The organism is Cyclobacterium jeungdonense (genome assembly GCF_010994275.1).
Lineage (GTDB): Bacteria > Bacteroidota > Bacteroidia > Cytophagales > Cyclobacteriaceae > Cyclobacterium > Cyclobacterium jeungdonense.
In genome coordinates this window covers 335,536-354,915 of sequence record NZ_WMCD01000005.1, presented here as the reverse complement: position 1 = coordinate 354,915, position 19,380 = coordinate 335,536, and the positions used below count along the sequence as shown (strand labels likewise).

Annotated in this window: 16 protein-coding genes; 6 read left to right on the top strand and 10 right to left on the bottom strand. The window is 43.1% G+C overall.

The annotated features are described in order from the left end of the window. Positions 1-134: 134 nt before the first annotated feature. On the bottom strand, positions 135-794 hold the full coding sequence (locus GKS34_RS12990) for a tRNA1(Val) (adenine(37)-N6)-methyltransferase (protein WP_240459296.1): 660 nt from the start codon (positions 792-794) through the stop codon (positions 135-137). Positions 795-853: 59 nt separating this feature from the next. After that, the gene (rnhA, locus tag GKS34_RS12985) at positions 854-1,321 is read right to left on the bottom strand and encodes a ribonuclease HI (RefSeq protein ID WP_163385248.1); all 468 of its coding nucleotides are present in this window, start codon (positions 1,319-1,321) and stop codon (positions 854-856) included. A gap of 240 nt (positions 1,322-1,561) precedes the next feature. On the opposite strand from rnhA, the gene GKS34_RS12980 reads away from it, so the two are divergent. The 3 genes from GKS34_RS12980 (at position 1,562) to GKS34_RS12970 (ending at position 6,257) form a co-directional block, all read left to right on the top strand. Further along, entirely contained in the window at positions 1,562-2,659 is a 1,098-nt protein-coding gene (locus GKS34_RS12980; RefSeq protein ID WP_163385289.1) for an amidohydrolase family protein, read from the top strand. 208 nt (positions 2,660-2,867) lie between these two features. Then, entirely contained in the window at positions 2,868-4,433 is a 1,566-nt protein-coding gene (locus GKS34_RS12975; protein ID WP_163385247.1) for a leucine-rich repeat domain-containing protein, read from the top strand. 255 nt (positions 4,434-4,688) lie between these two features. Beyond that, positions 4,689-6,257 (top strand): hypothetical protein, encoded by a 1,569-nt coding sequence (locus GKS34_RS12970; RefSeq protein ID WP_163385246.1) that lies wholly within the window; start codon positions 4,689-4,691, stop codon positions 6,255-6,257. A 280-nt stretch (positions 6,258-6,537) separates the two neighbouring features. Here GKS34_RS12970 and GKS34_RS23435 read toward each other — a convergent pair whose 3' ends face one another. Together GKS34_RS23435 and GKS34_RS23430 are read right to left on the bottom strand one after the other, a co-directional pair. Continuing rightward, positions 6,538-6,903, bottom strand: a complete 366-nt coding sequence (locus GKS34_RS23435; RefSeq protein ID WP_240459295.1) for a PepSY-associated TM helix domain-containing protein — start codon at positions 6,901-6,903, stop codon at positions 6,538-6,540. Positions 6,904-6,973: 70 nt separating this feature from the next. Further along, complete coding sequence (locus GKS34_RS23430) at positions 6,974-7,357, bottom strand: PepSY-associated TM helix domain-containing protein (RefSeq protein ID WP_240459294.1); 384 nt, start codon at positions 7,355-7,357, stop codon at positions 6,974-6,976. Between GKS34_RS23430 and GKS34_RS12960 the strand changes: the two genes are divergently transcribed. Further along, complete coding sequence (locus tag GKS34_RS12960; protein ID WP_163385245.1) at positions 7,336-7,827, top strand: hypothetical protein; 492 nt, start codon at positions 7,336-7,338, stop codon at positions 7,825-7,827. The two genes, GKS34_RS23430 and GKS34_RS12960, sit on opposite strands and share 22 nt — an antisense overlap. Before the next feature lie 31 nt (positions 7,828-7,858). Here GKS34_RS12960 and GKS34_RS12955 read toward each other — a convergent pair whose 3' ends face one another. From GKS34_RS12955 to mutY, 6 genes are all read right to left on the bottom strand, one after another. Beyond that, complete coding sequence (locus GKS34_RS12955; protein WP_163385244.1) at positions 7,859-8,524, bottom strand: energy transducer TonB; 666 nt, start codon at positions 8,522-8,524, stop codon at positions 7,859-7,861. A 79-nt stretch (positions 8,525-8,603) separates the two neighbouring features. Continuing rightward, a complete protein-coding gene (locus GKS34_RS12950) occupies positions 8,604-10,079 on the bottom strand; it encodes a glutamate synthase subunit beta (RefSeq protein WP_163385243.1) in 1,476 nt (491 codons plus the stop codon). A 1-nt stretch (position 10,080) separates the two neighbouring features. After that, on the bottom strand, positions 10,081-14,574 hold the full coding sequence (gene gltB / locus GKS34_RS12945; protein ID WP_163385242.1) for a glutamate synthase large subunit: 4,494 nt from the start codon (positions 14,572-14,574) through the stop codon (positions 10,081-10,083). Between the two features lie 367 nt (positions 14,575-14,941). Then, positions 14,942-16,291, bottom strand: coding sequence for a gliding motility-associated protein GldE (gene gldE, locus GKS34_RS12940; protein ID WP_163385241.1), 1,350 nt, complete (start codon positions 16,289-16,291; stop codon positions 14,942-14,944). Positions 16,292-16,347: 56 nt separating this feature from the next. After that, positions 16,348-16,812 (bottom strand): single-stranded DNA-binding protein, encoded by a 465-nt coding sequence (locus GKS34_RS12935; RefSeq protein ID WP_163385240.1) that lies wholly within the window; start codon positions 16,810-16,812, stop codon positions 16,348-16,350. 58 nt (positions 16,813-16,870) lie between these two features. After that, entirely contained in the window at positions 16,871-17,953 is a 1,083-nt protein-coding gene (mutY, locus tag GKS34_RS12930) for an A/G-specific adenine glycosylase (protein WP_163385239.1), read from the bottom strand. A 162-nt stretch (positions 17,954-18,115) separates the two neighbouring features. Here mutY and GKS34_RS12925 point away from each other — a divergent pair, with 162 nt between their 5' ends. Together GKS34_RS12925 and GKS34_RS12920 are read left to right on the top strand one after the other, a co-directional pair. Next, entirely contained in the window at positions 18,116-18,424 is a 309-nt protein-coding gene (locus tag GKS34_RS12925) for an HU family DNA-binding protein (RefSeq protein WP_162342569.1), read from the top strand. Between the two features lie 19 nt (positions 18,425-18,443). Continuing rightward, positions 18,444-19,265 carry a tetratricopeptide repeat protein gene (locus GKS34_RS12920; protein WP_163385238.1) on the top strand — a complete coding sequence of 274 codons (822 nt, stop codon included), beginning with the start codon at positions 18,444-18,446 and terminating at the stop codon, positions 19,263-19,265. Positions 19,266-19,380: the final 115 nt, after the last annotated feature.

Genomic DNA, 19,380 nt, shown 5'->3' with positions numbered 1-19,380 from the left:
TACATTTAATACAACTATTTTCCAAATTATCTACCTTCTTAGGACAATTAGACGTTTATTAAGGTTTGGGTTCTCCTGTTTTTTCAATTTAAACATGCTGTATCCAAAGAAAAAGTGAAAAGAAGCATTTCCTCTTAATGATTAAGGAGAAAATCCTTTACCAATTCACCGTATATCTGGCTATACTGGCCTGAATTATCCTTTAGAGTGATTTCACCCAAAATGACACCTGTTTCTAGCCCCTTTCCAAATGAACAAATTTCTCGATGAGGATCACTTTGAGGGCTATCCCGAATCAGGTAGCGGCGGGAAAGACAGAGACTCGAATGCCGCGTCAACTCCCTAAATCGTTTCATTTCCCTAACCGGCAGAATCAGCCAAAATAAACCATCCTTGCTTAATAGCTGCTTTATACCTTCCAACAGGTCTTTTTGGGATAATTTCTCATCGTGCATAGCGAAATTTCTACCAGAATTTTCAGACTTGAGGTGATTCGAAAAATAAGGGGGATTGCTTACGATCAGGTCGTATTTTTGCAATGTATTTCGTGAATAATCCTGCAATGACGCGTTAAAAATTACCATCCTTTCCCTCCATGGACTTCCCTGGATGTTTTCTGAAGCCTGGTAAAAGGCTTCTCGCTCTATTTCCACCCCGTGTACCACGGATGTTGGATAGCGTTGGGCCAGCATCAATCCAATAACACCGGTACCCATCCCAACATCCAGGATCTTTTCTGGAGAGGGTTGATGAGCCAGGGCACCTAGTAAAACCGCATCGGTACTCAGTTTCATGGCACATCGGTCCTGGTGAATCAAAAATTGTTTGAATTGGAAATAACTATTCGCCATGTCTAAAACAAGCCCTGCTTCTGGTTTGCTTCGTACCCCTCATCCTTTTTCAAACCAGCACCGGATGCTGCCTCCACAGCCAATTGGTCACACCTTTCGTTTTCCAGATTGCCATCGTGACCCCTAACCCATTGGAAACGAGGCTTAAATCGGGTGTGAAGCGGAATGTATCTTTTCCAAAGATCCGGATTTTTCTTGTCCTTAAATGCTTTTTTTTGCCAACCCCATATCCATCCCTTTTGGACCGCATCCACCACATATTTACTGTCGGAAAAGATCGTAACGGGCAGCCCCTCTACCTTCAGTGCCTCCAGCCCTTTGATCACGGCCAGCAATTCCATACGGTTATTGGTGGTCAGGCGAAAACCCTCCGAAAGCTCTTTTCGTAGGTCTTTGTAGAGCAGTATCACTCCATATCCCCCGGGGCCCGGGTTGCCTCTGGAGGAGCCGTCGGTATATATCTTAATCATAGCTGGTCTTCAAGTCGAAAATCAAAAGTACATTAAAAATTAATAGGGCTGAAATTTTCCCCGTTTTGAGGCGAAACAACGCCCACCTCCCCTGATCAGGTGGCAAAAGCAGGAATTTTCTAAAAAGCAGGCAAACCGATGCGGGAAGATTGGTTTTTCTGTAGTAAATTCAAAGCTGATACAAAACAACCACCTATGCCTGCAAATTCTTTTTTCTCCTTCAAACAACTATTCCCAGGAATGTTGATTGCCTTTTGTTTCTACTTTCACCCGGCAAAATCTCAGGAAATGGGTTTTGAGGAATACGAGCCGGTATCCACGCTGGTAGTTCCTGAAAACCCAGTGAAATCGGCAAAATTTCCCTTCGTTGATATACATAGTCATCAGTGGAACGTAACGCAGGAACTGATTCATCGCCTGGTATCCGAAATGGATGAATTAAACATGGCCACTATGGTCAACCTAAGTGGGAAGGGCTTTGCTCGAAGCAGGAATGAAATCGATGCCCAGGCCTACCTGAATTCCATGATTCGCCGCTTTAACGGAGTAGCGCCCGGACGTTTTATCGTATTTACCAATTTGGGATTTGAAGGATTTGGCGGAGAAGATTGGGTTAAAAATGCAGTGGCAGAGCTTGAAACGGATGTGAAAAATGGTGCCAATGGATTGAAAATATACAAAAGCCTGGGGCTTTCTGTCAACGACATTAACGGCAATCGCGTACCCATAGACCATCCCGACCTGGATCCAATTTGGGCGAAATGTGGCGAATTGGGTATTCCTGTTCTGATCCATGCCGCAGACCCGGCTCCTTTCTGGCAGCCAATGGATGCCAGTAACGAACGCTGGCTGGAACTAAAAATTAACCCCAACCGGAAAAGAGGAGTGGATAATCCGGCTCCCTTTGAACAGATCATCGCTGAGCAGCATCACATATTCCGCAAGCATCCCGAAACCACTTTTATCAATGCCCACATGGGCTGGATGGCCAATGACCTGGCCAAAGCCGGAAAACACCTGGAGGAATATCCCAATGTGAACTTTGGCATTGGAGCGGTCATTGCTGAATTTGGCCGCCAGCCAAGGATGGCCAGGGAATTTTTTATCCGCTACCAAGACCGAATTCTGTTCGGAAAGGATGCCTATAACAAAGAAGAATTTTACACCTACTTCCGGGTATTGGAAACGGCTGATGAGTATTTCCCATATTACAAAAAATACCATGCCTTCTGGCGTATGTATGGTTTGAACCTTCCCGATGAAGTGTTGAAAAAAGTGTATTACAAAAATGCCTTGCGTATCATTCCAAATATGGATACAAGTCTTTTTCCGGATTGATTATTTGCGTATGTAAGGCCAGTTCTATGCAATAGGATCACCTAACTGGGTTTTATAAACCGTTGGCATCCATTGGTTTTGAAAATAAAATTATAATTTGAGTTGAAAAAATTAATGGATTGATCGTATATTTCCGAAGTTATTCGTTCTTTAATCTGTTTTTTGTTAAAGGATCAAAATCGTTTTTTACATTTTCTTTTTTTATACCATGAAAAATTTCCCTTTTTCCTCCTTTCTGGTTGGTGCAGTGCTGTTTGTTTTTGTAGCTTCGTGTACGTCTGATCCTACACCAGAAAGTAAGCCCTCCGCTGAAGTTTCATTTTCCATTGACCTAAACGAACCCATTCCATCTTCGGCTAATGGTCGAATTTCCTCCGACAGACTTCAGGAGGTGGTGTCGGTTTGGGTGGCCATTGAAGATGCAAATGGCATGCTTGAGGGTTTTCCAAAGATGCTTAACGATTTCATCCTTGATGCGAATGAAGTACGATTCGAACTTTTTAACCTGCCGATAGGGCAGTACCAGCTCACCAAGTTGTGGCTTGAAGATGCCAATGGGGAGGCGATTTATGCAATTCCCATGGAAGGATCTCCCTTGGCGACAGCGGTAGAAAACCCCCTTCCTATGGCCTTCAATGCCTCAGCTCATTCAATTACCACGGTTGAAGCAGCCTCCCTTTCCACGAGAGGCCATCGTCCTGAAAATTTTGGCCTTGAGGTAGAAGAAGTTATTTTTAGAGTGGAGCCTGCTTGTGATGGGGGTACTTTCGAGGGGAATTTTGATCTCTCAACTCAGGAGGAGATCGACAATTTTGGAGCGCTATGTTACTCGAAAATTAAAGGTCGGATAAGAATCATGTTCAGTAGCACACCGCTCGACCTCACTCCACTTCAGTCTCTTCAGGAAATTGATGAACTGGAAATTTGGATGAATCCTTTTTTGGAGAATCTAAATGGCCTGGAAAATCTTACCTCGTTAGGTTGGCTAAATATCAATGGTAATAATAGTTTGACTTCTCTGGATGGGTTGAGAAACTTACAGGAAATAAAAACTACTTTTTATCTAACTAATAATCCACAATTAACCCATCTTCACGGTCTCGCAAACCTAAAAACCGTTGAAAAATTTTTCCGAATAGAACGGAATCCGGGCCTAACCAATCTGAAGGGCTTGAATAACCTAAGCAATTGTCCATCTATCCAGATAAATTCCAATGAAAATTTGCAATCTGTAAGCGACTTGAGCGGATTGACTAATCTGGGGACCATCAGTATTTCCAGAAACCCCAGATTAACTTACTTTAAGGAACTCTTCACCCATATGGAAGAACTCGAATCTTTAAGCCTTTCATATATGGAGATAGCCAGTTGGGATAATGTACTTCCGGCAGGGTTAAAAATTACAGGAACTCTTGCCTTTGGTAACATAAGTGGCCTTGAAAATATGGTCGGTTTACCCATAGAAAAGGAATTAGCAGGAAGCTTACTTATTAACAGATGTCCCGATATAGTGAGTCTGGAAGGGTTAGAAAACCTGGAGTCAGTGGGTGGTATGTTATCTATAACCTTAAACCCCAACCTTCAAACCTTAAGCGGATTAGAAAATTTATCCTCTGTGGGAGGCGCCATCACCGTTCAAAACAATGAGAAATTAGCGGATTTTTGTGCCTTAAACGATCTTTTTTCTTCGAACCCTTCCTACCAGCCAGGTATTTCAGGAAATGCGTATAATCCGGGAATAAATGATTTTAATGGTGAGAACTGTAGCGAATAAATCTTGATGTTTGATAAATTTCCGCGCTGTGTGCCCGTGTTGGTTACCTTATGGAATAAAAGGGCTAGAGATACAGCATTAAGGTGGCTATCCAGATTATATTTTGATACTTAGTTTCCAATGGTTTTGAAAACAAAATTTTTAATTTGAATTGGAAATTTCAATAGATTGATCGTACCTTTCCGAAGTTATTCGTTCTTTAATCTGTTTTTTGTTTAAATATCAAGCTCGTTTTTTACACTTCCTTTTTATACCATGAAAAATTTTCCTTTTTCCTCCTTACTGGCTGGGGTAGTAATGTTTCTTTCTGGAGCTTCCTGCACGCCTGATCCTACACCAGTTGCTAAGCCGTCTGCAGAAATTTCTTTATCCATTGACCTTGACAAGCCCGTTCAATCTTCGGTTAATGGGAGGATTACCTCCGAAAGACTCCAGGAGGTTGAGTCGATTTGGGTTGCCATTGAAGATGCAAATGGTATGCTTGAAGGTTTTCCAAAAAAGTTTGACGATTTCGTTCTGGATGGGAATACGATACGATTCGAAATTTTTAACCTACCAATAGGACGCTACCAACTCACCAAGTTATGGCTTGAAGATGCCAGAGGTGAGGTGATTTATGCCACTCCTTTGGAAGGATCTCCTCTTTCATCTGCTATAACGGAAGTCCTTCCCATACAATTTGAAGCAACAACAAATAATATCAACTCTGTTACTGCTGAATCTCTTTCCACAAAAGGCTACAGTCCGGAAGATTTTGGTTTGAATGCAACAGAAGTTATGTTTAGAGAGGAACTCGCCTGTGATGGAGGGACATTTGAGGGAAGTGTTCATTTGCTTTCTCAAAAAATGATTGAAGATTTTGGAGCCCTCTGTTATACAAAAATAGTTGGTGATATTAATATTATAGACCATCAGGAAACTATTGACTTATCTCCACTAAATTCCATTCGGGAAATAGAAGGTGATCTAATTATCAGAAAAAACACTAATTTAACAAGCTTAAACGGGCTGGAAAATCTTTCCAAAGTAGGCTGGTTGTTAATAGCTGAAAATGAAAGTTTAAACTCCCTTCAGGGTTTACAAAACCTAAGGGAGGTTAAATCTAAACTTTACATTCAAAATAATCCTCAAATAGCAAATCTGGAAGGTCTTGAAAATTTAAAATCCGTTAAAGAAACATTAAGAATTTTTAATATCCCTGGATTAATAAACTTAAACGGCCTGAATAACCTTAACAATTGTCATTCTTTGGAAATTATAGGAAATGAAAACCTTACTTCCATAGAGGAACTAAAGCAATTGACCGAAACGGCCGATATAAATTTAGCCGATAATCCTAAATTAGAATCCTTTTGGAGAATAATCAACCAATTTCAGGAAATCGAAGCCCTCAGACTTTCCGGTTTGGAAATAGATAATTTCGAAAACAAAATCCCTGAGAATTTCGAAATTACTTCCTTGCTTTCCTTGCGAAATATAATCGGACTAAAAAATTTAAAAGGCCTTCCAATAATAAAGGAGTTGACAACGAGCTTAGAGATAGCTGATAACCCCAATTTAGAGAGTTTGGAAGGTTTGGGAAATTTACTCTCCATTGGGGTAAAATTATACATTGATGGCAATCCCCAACTCAAATCTTTAAATGGACTGGAAAATTTAGAAACAGTAGGCGAAATAATACAAATTGGTTCGAATGAAAATCTTGTAGATTTTTGTGCTCTGAAAAAAATAAATACTGGCAATTCAAATAGGCAACCAAATGTTACTGGAAATGCGCATAACCCAGATTTGAACAACCTTTCTGATGAAAACTGTAGCAACTAGCCAAAATACTTTTAATATATTTATTGACCTGCCTCTGTAGTTATTTTTCCCCTTCCAAATTAAATTTCACTATGTAAGTTCTTTCACTGCGATCCTTTGAATAGGAAAGGCCGTAAATTATTTTATTCGCAAGGTCCAGCTAAAAGAACATTAGCGTACAGTCCAGGATAAACTTTTTTACCGGCCGCCCATCTTCTCAAACTTAATGGTAAAAATTCAAAGACCCGTATTCTGAGTTGCATTCAAAATAGGGTCTAGAACCGTTTATTAGGGATGGGACTCATGGAGTAGCTGCGGTAAACACCTCCCTTTTCTTCTTTTTCCTTGGCTTTTTCATCTTATTGATCCAGATCAATGTACCGGTTACCGGCAAACTGGTGGCAATTAGGCAGGAAATAAAATAAAGCAACTTGCTAAAGGATCCGTACACATCCCCCACATGAAGGGCTTTTATGGATCGGGAAACGCGTTGGTTAAAGGGTTGATCGCGAAATATCACCACCTCTTTTACTACTTTGGTACCGGCATCCAGCACTATTCTGTCCGAAGCTGCCAGAGCAAAAAAGCCTGCCCTTTTTTTGTTGATGCTGATCTCGGTTCCCCCTTTCTGAGGAAAACGGATGCTATATTCTCCTTTATACGTCAATTCCCGGTCAACTACTGCCAGGTATTCCTCAATGGGAAACAGTTCAATATCACCTCTTTCTTCCGTTTGTTCACCGTTGACAGCATCTCGTCCCGGACCTCTTTCTGTGCGCTCCTGTTAGGTCTCCCCAGGCTTTTTGCAATCCCTCCCGATACCAGTGAAAAAACCAGAAGGGACCGGTTACCCCCATAAGGAACTGGATGAGAGCGGAATAAAAGGACAGGGTATTGTGAAGGTCGTGATTGATCCGTTTCCAATTACTTTTGAATTTGATTTTCAGCCTCTGCCGCCAATACCTGGCTTTTTTAGGCACCCAGATAATCAGACCGGTCAAGACCTCTATTGTGAATAAAATGGTCGCGGTTCCTGTAATAAAACTTCCCAACTTACAATTGTCCAGCTCCCCAATAAAGGGCTCTTCAATTTTGTCCAGTGGCTCGAGATATTGCCGCATGGGATATTTCCCCAAACACAGCGCATCAGGTACAGTACCTGAAAGAGGAGGTATTTGTGGTTGGAGGGGTTGAGGAAGTATTGGTAGTTAATAGGCAAAAAAGCCTGATCGGACCCGAAAAAGACTACTTCAGAGAGTTACTTCCTTTTGTTCACGCTCAGGACAAGGGTAGTTTCCGCTGCCTTTCATCTCATCCAATTCCGCCAGGACATCAAATGCGGCAAATCATTGAGGAACTGGCCCAGAAAAAATATTCAGGCTGTTTCCTGGGCCATTTTATTGAAATAGGTACTGGAGTTGCCCTTGCTCTTTTTATAAACGAATGGACCGAAATGAAAGAGCAATTGGTAGCCAAAAATCCCGACCTAAAGCAACGTGTAGTCCGGCAAATGGAACAGGTTCGCAGTCTTTTGTTACAAAACCTGTCCGAAACACCTATAATTCAATGGTTTAAAAATCTAATAATATAATTCAAGGTCTCCAAACGTTCGCTTTTAGGCCTTAACCCCTTTGAAATCTAATATATAGCAGTGCTAAACTATCCATGGTGGTTCCATCTATTTTTAGCGGCACCCACTCATCAGGGATCAAACTGATCACTCTTAGCGCCTCCTTATCCAGGTCTTTGTCCCCTTCCTTCGGGATAAAGGGATTTACCATTTTTCCTTCTTTGGTAATTGTCACTATCACACCAACTGTTCCGGATATCCCTTTAGACAAGGCCGAGGAGGGGTATTGGAGGTTATTGGCCAGAAAATAATAGAATTTTGCATCACCTCCCAATAAAACAGGCCTGGCCCCGGTATTCACCTGAACCAAATCTTCCCCTTGAAGGATATACACTTCCTTCACGGATGTAAAATCTTTTAATAGCTCAAAGGATTTGGTAGAAAAGTTAAATTTCTGAACCAAATCCCCCTGCGCATCGAAATATTCCCAAACACCTGTCCTTTCACCCTGTGTAAAGTGTCCCTGTTCATGAAAACCCAAGGTACCTCTGTATTTAATTACTGCGGGACCATGTTTGGTCGTCTGGTCTTTCAAGACCTGATAAGTCGCAACTTTTGAAGGGTTTTTGGTCCTTACCGTAATTTTATCCAACTTCTGGGAAATTCCTGGGAAATTAAGAAGAACCGTTAAAAGGCAGCTTAGGATCGATATTTTCATTTTTTGGGTAGTTTACCAAAAAAAAGGCAGCTTTTTCAAACTGCCTTTTGTATTGCTTCATAAAATCAACTAATTAACTTCAGGCTTCCGCCTCACTTTGCTCATAGGAATAGAAGGACTGATCCCTTCTTGCCAGCGAAGATTTACCCCCACTAAGGAATTTGTCTACTTCTACGGCACACTCTCTACCTTCAGCGATGGCCCATACGACCAGGGATTGTCCCCGGCGCATGTCTCCCGCAAGAAACACCTTGGGAACAGAGCTTTGGTAATTTTTGGATTTAGGTAAACCGTTTTCCAGTAATGCTACATCGAATGCTTCGAGCAATCCGGACTTTGGACCCAAATACCCTATGGCCAACAAGGCCAAATCACAGGGTAGGGTTTTTTCAGTACCTTCGATCTCGAAAAACTGCATCCTCCCATTTTCTTCCTTCCACTCTATTTCCACAACAGTAAGGCCTGTTACATGTCCTTCAGAATCCTTGGTAAACTCCTTCGTAAGAACTGACCAAACGCGTTCTGCTCCTTCTTCGTGGGAGCTGGAGGTTCTCAGCGTCATGGGCCATTCCGGCCATGGATTGAGGGTGGTCCTGGATTGGGGAGGTTTGGGAAGTAATTCCAACTGGGTAACAGAAGTCGCGCCATGCCGGTTAGAGGTACCGATACAGTCGCTTCCCGTATCTCCTCCTCCGATCACAATGACATGCTTGCCCTTAGCGCTGATCGGATTCTCGTCCAATTCCCCTGCAATTACCTGGTTTTGTCGGCCAAGAAACTCCATGGCGAAATAAACGCCTTTGGCATCCCTGTTATTAATTTTAAGGTCCCTGGGGTGCTGTGCGCCTGTGGATAAAACTACGGCATCGTAATTTTGCAGGATATTATCGGCTTTTATATTGAATCCTACCTCTGTATCCTTGCTAAATATGACTCCCTCTTCGTTCATCACATTTACTCTTCGGTCAATCACCCATTTCTCTAATTTAAAATCAGGGATACCGTAACGCAATAGGCCGCCCACTTCCTTATCTTTTTCAAAAAGCGTCACCTCGTGTCCCGCCTGGTTCAACTGGTCTGCAGCTGCGAGGCCTGCCGGACCTGAGCCGATGACAGCTACCTTTTTACCGGTTCGGTGGGTAGGAATCTTAGGTTTTACCAGATCCAACTCAAAAGCCTTTTCAGCAATACTTTTTTCGATTAATTCAATGGCCACCGGATCTTTGTTAATGCCCAATACACAACTTGCTTCGCAGGGTGCTGGACAAATCCTTCCGGTAAACTCCGGGAAATTATTGGTGCCGCGCAATATATTGTAGGCCAATTCCCACTCTTTGTGGTAAACGGCATCGTTGAAATCGGGAATGACATTTCCCAACGGACAACCGTTGTGACAAAAGGGAATCCCGCAATCCATGCAACGGGCCGCTTGCTGATTTAGCACTTTGGAGTCCAAAGGCTTGTATATTTCCTTGTAATCGTTTTTCCTTTCTTCAGGCGACCGCGAGCGCTCCAGCTCTCTTTTATACTTTAAGAATCCTTCCTTATCCGCCATACTAAACTAATGTTTTTGATTTTTCCAACGCTCTTTTTCTCAATACTTCTTTGTAGTCTCTTGGAATAACTTTTATGAAACGTTCTTTGTTTTCCTCCCAGTTTTCCAGAATGGTACTTCCAATATTGCTGGAAGTGTAGTCCAGGTGTTCCTGGATAGAAGTTTTTATAGTAGCAAAATCGTCTTCGTTTAAAGGATCGATATCTACCATTTCCTTGTTGATGTTGCTCACATTTTCTTTAAATATGTAGGCAATTCCGCCACTCATTCCCGCGGCAAAGTTTCTACCGATTTCCCCCAGGATAACTGCCAGACCACCGGTCATGTATTCGCATCCATGATCTCCAATACCCTCAACCACAGCTTCTACACCGGAGTTCCTGACACAAAAGCGTTCCCCGGCTTTTCCTTTGATAAAGGACTTCCCGGAAGTGGCTCCATAAAAGGCTACGTTACCAATGATGATGTTGTCTTCGGCCACAAAATTGGCGTTTCGGTTGGGGAATACGATCAGTTTCCCACCCGAAAGTCCTTTTCCAAAATAATCATTGCCTTCACCTTCCAGTTCGAAAGTAATTCCTTTGGCCAGGAAGCCTCCGAAGGTTTGACCGGCAGAGCCTTTGAATTTAAAATGAATGGTATCGTCCGGTAATCCGGGACTTCCGAAAAACTTAGATACTTCGTTAGAAAGCATGGCTCCAACGGTTCTATCCACGTTTTTGATTTCAAAACTCCCTCTTACGGGGTTTGCCTGCTCCAAAGCAGGGGTAGCTACTTCTATTAGTTTTCTGTCCAGCACTTTTTTCAATCGGAAATCCTGATCGATCTGTTTGTAAATGCCAACATGATCGGGCACTTCCACTTTATGGAAAATCGGACTCAGGTCCAGTTTATCCCATTTCCAATGGTTCATTTGCCCATTGGCAGCTTTTAACACATCACTCTGTCCCACCATTTCATTGACGGTACGGAAACCTAGCGAAGCCATGATTTCCCGTAAATCTTCGGCAAGGAACCGGAAGAAGTTGACCACATGATCCGGATCTCCTGTGAAGAGCTTTCTCAGTTCGGGATTTTGGGTGGCAATACCAACCGGGCAGGTGTTGAGATGGCATTTTCTCATCATAATGCATCCCTCGACAACCAGGGCACCGGTAGAAATCCCCCATTCTTCAGCCCCAAGCAGGGCTGCAATGGCCAGGTCCCGACCGGTACGTAATTGACCATCGGTTTGTAAGGTCACCCTGCTTCGCAGATTGTTCTTTACCAAGGTCTGGTGCGCTTCCGATAGCCCCAATTCCCAGGGTAAACCTGCATGCCGGATCGAACTTAGGGGAGAAGCACCCGTACCGCCATCAGCACCGGAAATCAGAATTACATCGGATTGTGCTTTGGCAACTCCTGCCGCTACGGTACCCACACCCGCCTGTGAAACAAGCTTCACATTGATTCTCGCTTTTCGGTTGGCGTTTTTGAGATCATAAATGAGCTGCGCCAAATCCTCAATGGAGTAAATGTCGTGATGAGGAGGAGGAGAAATCAAGCCCACACCAGGGGTAGAATGCCTCACCTTCCCAATCCAATCATCTACTTTATGTCCGGGCAGCTGTCCTCCTTCACCGGGCTTGGCGCCCTGGGCCATTTTGATTTGCAATTCATCCGCATTAGCAAGGTAGTTACTCGTGACGCCGAATCGGCCGGAAGCTACTTGCTTGATAGCAGATCGCTCCCAATCGCCATTGGGCTTTTTCTCAAATCGGATTTCGTCTTCTCCACCTTCCCCGCTATTGCTTTTGGCGCCCATACGGTTCATGGCAATGGCCAGCGTAGAGTGGGCCTCATGTGAAATGGACCCGAAGGACATGGCGCCTGTGGCAAAGCGCTTCAGGATTTTTTCTACAGGCTCCACTTCCTCAATGGGAATCGATATTCTTTTCTTAAACTCAAGGAGACCTCTTAAAGTCAAGGCATCCTTGGTTTGGTCATTTATTTTCTGTGCAAATTTTTTGTACAACTGATAATCTCCCAGACGCGTGGATTTTTGCAGCAGGTGAATGGTCTCGGGGTTGAACAAATGCTTTTCTCCCCTTCTTTTCCACTGATAAATACCTCCTGCTTCCAGCAAGGGACTTTCAGTTTCATAAGCGGCATGGTGTCGAACCAGCACCTCGTCTGCCAATTCATCAAAAGAAACGCCACTAATCCTACTGACAGTACCTTTGAAACACCTTTCGATGACCTCAGGTCCAAGCCCTATGGCTTCAAAAATCTGTGCACTCTGGTAGGACTGCAACGTACTGATACCCATTTTGGACAATACCTTCAGCAGGCCTTTCCCGATAGCTTCCTTGTAGTTTTCAAATAGTTTTTTCTGCGGAATCTTCTTGGAAAGCATCTCATTCTCGTTGAGGTAGAGCAGCGTTTCCAAGGCCAGGTAGGGATTTATGGCACTAGCACCATAGCCGATCACAGTGGCAAAGTGGTGGGTTTCACGGATATCTCCAGCTTCCACCACGATTCCAGCCTTGGTCCGTATTTTTTGGTTGACCAAATGGTGATGAACCGCTCCTACAGCCAGAAGCGACGGGATGGGCGCGGTGTCCGGCTTACAATCCCTGTCTGAAATGATCAATATGTTTTTACCCGCCGTAATAGCATCTTCTGCATCCTGACAGAGGCGATTCAGGGCTTCCAACAAACGCCCCTGCTTATGATCGGCCGTGAAATGCGCATGTAAGGTGGCTGCCCGATAGCCCTTATCCTCCAGATTTCTGAGTTTTTCCAGGTCTTCGTTAAGCAAAACCGGCTGGGAAATATGTATCTGACGGGTATGTTGAGGACTTTCTTCCAGAATATTGTGGCTTTCGCCGATTCTGGTAAAAAGCGACATCACCAATCGTTCCCGGATAGGATCGATCGGGGGATTACTAACCTGAGCAAATAGCTGCTTGAAGTAATTGGCTATATGCTGACTTTGCTTGGAGAGAACAGCCAGCGGGGTGTCTGCTCCCATCGAGCCAATCGGCTCATAAGCTGTATCAGCCATTGGCGCCAACAGTACTTTCAGATCTTCCTGACTGTACCCAAAGATGGTTTGCCTTTTGCGAATGTTTTCCGTGGTGTAGGGAAGTGAAAGTTCCTTAGGCGATGGAATAAGCCTAAGTTTCAGCCTTTCCTTTCGTATCCAGACATCGTAAGGTTTTTTGTTACAAACTTCTGCTTTTACCTCCTCGTCAAAGGCAACTTTGCCTTTGGACAGGTCGGCCAATAGCATTCTGCCCGGGCTGATCCTCCCTTTCTCCACAATGGTAGCATCCCGAATGGGTAAGGCTCCCGCTTCAGAGGAAAGAATCAGGCGATCATCGGAAGTAACAAAGTACCTCAACGGACGCAATCCATTCCTATCCAGTGTGGCTCCCAGAGATTTGCCATCGGTAAAGAGCAGTGCTGCGGGACCATCCCAGGGTTCCACCAGAGAAGCATGGAATTTATAGAAGGCTTTTTTCTTCTTGTCCATGGTCTTGTTATCCTGCCAGGCTTCTGGAACCAACATCATCATGACATGCGGTAGGCTTCGACCACTAAGTGCCAGTAGCTCCACCATGGCATCCAGATTGGCAGAATCGGAATGTTTGGCATTGGTAATGGGCATCAGCATCTGAAGCTCTTTGTCCGTGAAAAGCGCTGTTTTCATCAGCGTCTCTTTGGACCTCATTTTATTCAGGTTTCCACGAATGGTATTGATTTCTCCGTTATGGGAGAGAAAACGAAACGGTTGTGCCAACCTCCAGTTTGGAAACGTATTGGTAGAAAATCTGGAATGTACCAGAGCAATGGCCGAGGTAAGCCGGTTGTTTTGCAGGTCCTTGTAAAACGTGAGTACCTGATCGGTCCTCAACTGCCCCTTATAAATAACCGTCTGCCCACTAAAGCTAGCAAAGTAGAAAGCATCATTGACTCCTGGTATGGAAGCGTTAATGTCGCGAGTGGCGTAATTTCGAAGCACATACAGCTTCCTTTCCAGATCAATGCCGGAAAGGTTATCCTTATGGCGGACGAATACCTGTTCGATATTGGGCATTACTTCCAATGCTCCTGATCCAGGGACCGTCTCGTCCGTCGGCACCGACCGGTAACCCAACAGCTCAAAGTCCAATTCCTGGATGATTTTATTTAGTTGCTCTTTACTTTTCTTATATAACTGTTTATTTCTAGGGAAAAAAACCATGCCTACGCCATAACTACCTTCTTCCGGTAATTCAAATCCAAGCCGTCGGGTTACTTCCTTCAGAAACGTATGGGGCAGTTGGATCAGGATTCCGGCGCCATCTCCGGTTTTGGGATCGCTCCCCCTTCCTCCCCTATGCTCCATATTGCTAAGCATCAGCAACGCATCACTTATCGTTTCGTGGCTTTTTTGGCCTTTCACATTTACAACAGCCCCTATTCCGCAGGCATCATGCTCAAACTGTGAACGATATAATCCTTGATTCATTCTGTTATATTTATTAGTAATTGGTATTGAATTCAGTTTGAAAAATTCACAATAAACTTTTCAAATTTTAAATTCTAGACAATAAAGGTAAAACAAAAATGAAAGAATTGTTTGTAAGGAAATGAAAAATTATGATTACTAGAATAAGAGATTACCTTTAAAAACAAACTGATGTAAGGTTATTATTGGTTTATTTTGAATTTTTTGGTTTAAATTTTTACCCGTCTTTACAAAGGCTAATCAGTTCTTGGCCATTTAAGTTCGTTTTTCGTAATTTTAAAACTACAAAAAAAAATCAGAAATTTAAACCTGTACCTATAAAAATTAAAATCTATCTTCCAATAGTCCGATTCCCCGGTAAAATGAATCAGTCCGATTGATCTGGAATGTTTTTATCCTGAGGTTCATCCAACACCACCTTCACCTTTTTGATTTTTCTGGTGTCTACGGCCATAATGGTAAATTCAAAATTTTCAAACCTGATTTTTGTTCCGTTTTTCGGCAAATTGGAATTCAATTCGAGCAGTAGTCCTCCCAGGGATTCGCTTTCGCCCTTTACCTCATCGAAAAGTTGAATGTCTAGCTCCAGTTTTTTACAAAAATCATTCAGGGAAATTTTCCCTTCAAAAAGGTAGGTCCGCTCATCCAGTTTTCGAAACAGATGTTCTTCCACCTCGTCAAACTCATCGTTAATATCACCAATGATTTCCTCAATCAGGTCCTCCAGTGTCACCAATCCGGAAGTACCTCCATATTCATCGACTACAATGGCCATGTGCACCCGCTTATTTTTAAAGTTTTTAAGCAGGTCGGCGAGCTTTTTGTTCTCAGGAATGAAATAGCCCTTGCGGATCAGGTCCTGCCATCGAAAATGCTCGTCTTTTTCAATATGATCCAACAGGTCTTTGATGTAAAGGATTCCCCGGATTTGGTCAATGGTATCTTCGTATACCGGAATCCGGGAATAACCACTTTTATTGATTTTGTCCATTAATTCATGGAAATCCATTTCCACATCCACTGCCGTAAGGTCCATTCGGGAGCGCATTACCTGCTTTACGGATAAAGTGCCAAAATTTACAATGCCTTTCAGAATATCGCGTTCGTTGTTACTGGTGTCCACTGAGGTGATTTCCAATGCCTGATGCAACTCATCTACCGAAATGGAATAGCCTTTCCTCTCGATGCGCTTTTCAATCACATTACTCATGGCCATCAAGGCGTAGGAAAGGGGACTCAGCAATAGCGAAAAGTAATAAAGAAAGGTAGAGGTCAACCTGGAAAAGGTAACCCTTGCCGAATTGGCATAAACTTTAGGGACAATTTCTCCAATAAAAACGATGGCAAACGTAACGCCCACAGTTTGAAACAAGATGATAATAATGCCGGTAGTATCTGTACCGAACACAGTCCAGGTAAAGAACGTGGTCAGGGTAACGATGCTGATATTGATCAGATTGTTGAGGATCAAAATGGTGCTCAACAGCTTCTGAGGATTTTCAATGAGAGCGATCACTTTTTCAGATCGGGCATCTGAAGTTTCCTGAATTGACTCGATATCTTCATGATTCAACGAAAAAAAAGCTACCTCCGAGCCGGATACCAAAGCGGATAATACCAAAAGTGCGAGGAAGATGATCGCGTTGGTCACCACATAAACCGGAGAAACAGCCAGGATATCTGCCAGCAACAGCAAACTCGGGTAAGGGTCGTCCATTAACGTAAGAAAATTATTTTTTGCAAAACTAAGGAATTTTAACGGAACCCTTCCTCTTAAAACGGTAAATCGTCTGATCCATCTTCCTGATTTTCAAAGGATGGCTCCTGCGCCATTTGGTTTCCTTTCGAATTGTCCGAATTTCCGGAAGGTTGTGCCTGCCCGGAAGCAGGACTATCTTGTCCCATGTTTCTGGAACCCAGCATGGTAAAACTCAAGACCCGAATCTTCATTCGTTTCCGATTATTCCCCTGATCATCCTGCCAGGTATCCGATTTAATTTTACCTTCTACGTATATCTGGCTTCCCTTTTTTAAATATTGTTCGGCTACTTTTGCTTGCCCGTCCCACAGTTCAAGGTCATGCCATTCCGTGTTTTCGACCCGGTTTCCGGATCGGTCCTTATATGTTTCTGTGGTAGCCAAGCGCAGATTGGCCACTACCTTATCTCCTTCCAGGTGTTTGACTTCCGGGTCGGCACCGAGATTTCCCAATAAAATTACTTTATTTACTCCTGCCATGATTTGCTATTTATATTTATTCGCGGTGGTTAATTTTACCTTACTTAAATGTAATGATTTATTTTTTTTGATTCAAATACCTGACAATCAATTTGGGTTTTCCCATTTCTTCCAGGCCTTGCTCGTCTGTCAGCGTATATCCATTCTCCGTAGCCCACTTTTCTAACTGTGATTTTTGCGCCGCTTTCAATTTGATCTCTACGAAGGAAGCAAAAATTCGCTGATGACTGAGAATGTGCCTCCAGGGTTTTTCTACATGCGTTTCAAAAACCGGTCCAAGGGATGCCAGTTCCCGAAAAGCTGACAGGTTTTCAGGCTTTGGAGAAAAAATAGCTTCTTTGGTGCTGAATTCTTCAAGAGGAAAGTCTACTAAGCCTTGCCATATATCCTTTGCGGCTCTTTTTCGGACGACAATGTGACCGGCAGCATGGATATAATGATATACAAAGTACCGGGGCCGAACCTTGGTTTTTTTCTCCTTTACGGGTAAGTTGTGTACCAATTCACGTTTCGAGGCAAAACAGTCAGGATGGAGTGGGCAGTTCAGACAATCGGGATTTGTTGGGACGCATTGAAGGGCCCCAAACTCCATGATGGCCTGATTGTATTCATCCGGGTTGCTTTTTGGAATTAGCTGGTTAGCCAGCGATTCAAACTCTTTCTTACCTGCATGGGATCCTATATCCGTACTAATCCCAAAATACCTGGACAAAACCCGGTAAACATTTCCATCTACCACGGCCACGGGCTCCCGGAAGGCAAAGGAGGCGATGGCAGCTGCGGTGTAAGGTCCCACTCCTTTAAGGGTGAGCAGGTCCTTATAACGATCGGGGAATTTGCCATTTCGCTGATGAACGATTTCCCTGGCGCAAGCATGCAGGTTGCGGGCCCGGCTATAATAACCCAGACCTTGCCAACTCCGGAGGATCTCGGACTCCGGGGCTGCGGCCAATTGTGCCAGATTGGGGAATTTATTTACAAATTCGTAAAAATAGGGTAACCCCTGAGCTACCCGGGTTTGCTGAAGAATGATTTCAGACAACCAAATGATATATGGATCCCTCGTGTCTCTCCAAGGCAAATCCCGGCGATTATGGGGATACCAACGGAGCAGTTTTTCAGTAAAATAGCTACTATCCAAAATATTTTAATATTTATTTTCGAACACTAATTTGACAAAACAAGGTAATTTTGTTCATTTTATTTTTTAATTGGAATGGTTATTGTAAATTTGCACTCCCAAAATTACTTGGTTAATAGGAGGTTAAGCCTCTAATGAATTACACAATAAAATTTTAAGACAGTGACTAAAGCAGAGGTAATCACAAAGATTTCGGAGAAGACAGGAATTCAGAAGGACGATGTTACACAGACCGTTGAGGCGTTCTTTAAAGTTGTAAAGGATTCAATGGCAGAGGGAGATAACATCTATGTCAGAGGTTTTGGCAGTTTTATTAACAAAAAAAGGGCTAAAAAAATTGCGAGAAATATTTCCAAGAACACAGCAATTGTGATTGACGAACATTATGTTCCCGCTTTTAAACCTTCAAAATCTTTTATCGAAAAAATCAAAAACAGCCAAAATGTAAAAGAGTTGGCTCCCCAGGACTAAGTTCGGGTAAATTTTAAAGATGAAGCGATCCCAAATTATTTTCGTTGTAGCAGGTTTATTACTAACTTATTTTCTCTACTCCCTACCGTTGGTGGTTGTGGAAAATGAACAGGAAGGCCTGCCTACCAGCGAAAGTGGTTTGGGATCTGCTGTTAATCCGGAAGCAAATTCGCACGGCAGTTCCCTGAATGCCACCGACCTGGAAATGATAGAAAATTTGATGGGGCAAATGGAAGGGGAACCTGATGACGAAAATTTTGTTATATTTGCTGATTCCATCGCCACTGTTTATGAAAAAGGCGGAAAGTTAGATAGTGCGGCCTACTATTATGGGTTAATTGCCGAAAAGGTTCCGGAAGTGGAGAACTGGGAAAAAGCAGGTAATCAGTACTACGAAGCTTTTGGCTTTGCCATGGAGGATGACAAAACCAGGCTTATGGCGGAAAAAACCCGCTTGTATCTGGGAAAAGTGTTAGAGCAAAATCCCGAAAGGCTGGACCTGAAGACCAAAGTAGCCATGACTTACGTATCTTCGTCCAACCCCATGCAGGGAATAACCATGTTGAGGGACATTCTGGAACAAGATCCAGACAACGAGGAAGCCCTGTTCAATATGGGAATTTTGTCCATGCAAAGCGGTCAGTACAAGCGTGCGGTGGAACGATTTGAAAGGTTAGTGGCCAATCACCCTGAAAATATCCAGGGACAGTTTTATCTGGGAGTAAGTTTATTTGAGTCTAATCAAAAGAACGAAGCCAGAAAGCAGTTGGAAGCCCTACAGCAAAAAACGGATGATCCCCAGATTTTATCAGGGATCGCCAATTATTTGGATAGATTATAATTTAAAATAAGTGTTAAACTTTAAACCATAAAATTATGCCTTGCGGTAAAAAAAGGAAGAGACATAAGATCGCTACGCACAAGCGTAAGAAGAGATTGAGAAAAAACAGACACAA

What these genes read in the sequence shown, in the direction of transcription:
- GKS34_RS12990 (WP_240459296.1), bottom strand. Translation starts at nt 794, where the DNA reads ATGAAACTGAGTACCGATGCGGTTTTACTAGGTGCCCTGGCTCATCAA.
- rnhA (WP_163385248.1), bottom strand. Translation starts at nt 1,321, where the DNA reads ATGATTAAGATATATACCGACGGCTCCTCCAGAGGCAACCCGGGCCCC.
- GKS34_RS12980 (WP_163385289.1), top strand. Translation starts at nt 1,562, where the DNA reads ATGTTGATTGCCTTTTGTTTCTACTTTCACCCGGCAAAATCTCAGGAA.
- GKS34_RS12975 (WP_163385247.1), top strand. Translation starts at nt 2,868, where the DNA reads ATGAAAAATTTCCCTTTTTCCTCCTTTCTGGTTGGTGCAGTGCTGTTT.
- GKS34_RS12970 (WP_163385246.1), top strand. Translation starts at nt 4,689, where the DNA reads ATGAAAAATTTTCCTTTTTCCTCCTTACTGGCTGGGGTAGTAATGTTT.
- GKS34_RS23430 (WP_240459294.1), bottom strand. Translation starts at nt 7,357, where the DNA reads ATGCGGCAATATCTCGAGCCACTGGACAAAATTGAAGAGCCCTTTATT.
- GKS34_RS12955 (WP_163385244.1), bottom strand. Translation starts at nt 8,524, where the DNA reads ATGAAAATATCGATCCTAAGCTGCCTTTTAACGGTTCTTCTTAATTTC.
- GKS34_RS12950 (WP_163385243.1), bottom strand. Translation starts at nt 10,079, where the DNA reads ATGGCGGATAAGGAAGGATTCTTAAAGTATAAAAGAGAGCTGGAGCGC.
- gltB (WP_163385242.1), bottom strand. Translation starts at nt 14,574, where the DNA reads ATGAATCAAGGATTATATCGTTCACAGTTTGAGCATGATGCCTGCGGA.
- gldE (WP_163385241.1), bottom strand. Translation starts at nt 16,291, where the DNA reads ATGGACGACCCTTACCCGAGTTTGCTGTTGCTGGCAGATATCCTGGCT.
- GKS34_RS12935 (WP_163385240.1), bottom strand. Translation starts at nt 16,812, where the DNA reads ATGGCAGGAGTAAATAAAGTAATTTTATTGGGAAATCTCGGTGCCGAC.
- GKS34_RS12920 (WP_163385238.1), top strand. Translation starts at nt 18,444, where the DNA reads ATGAAGCGATCCCAAATTATTTTCGTTGTAGCAGGTTTATTACTAACT.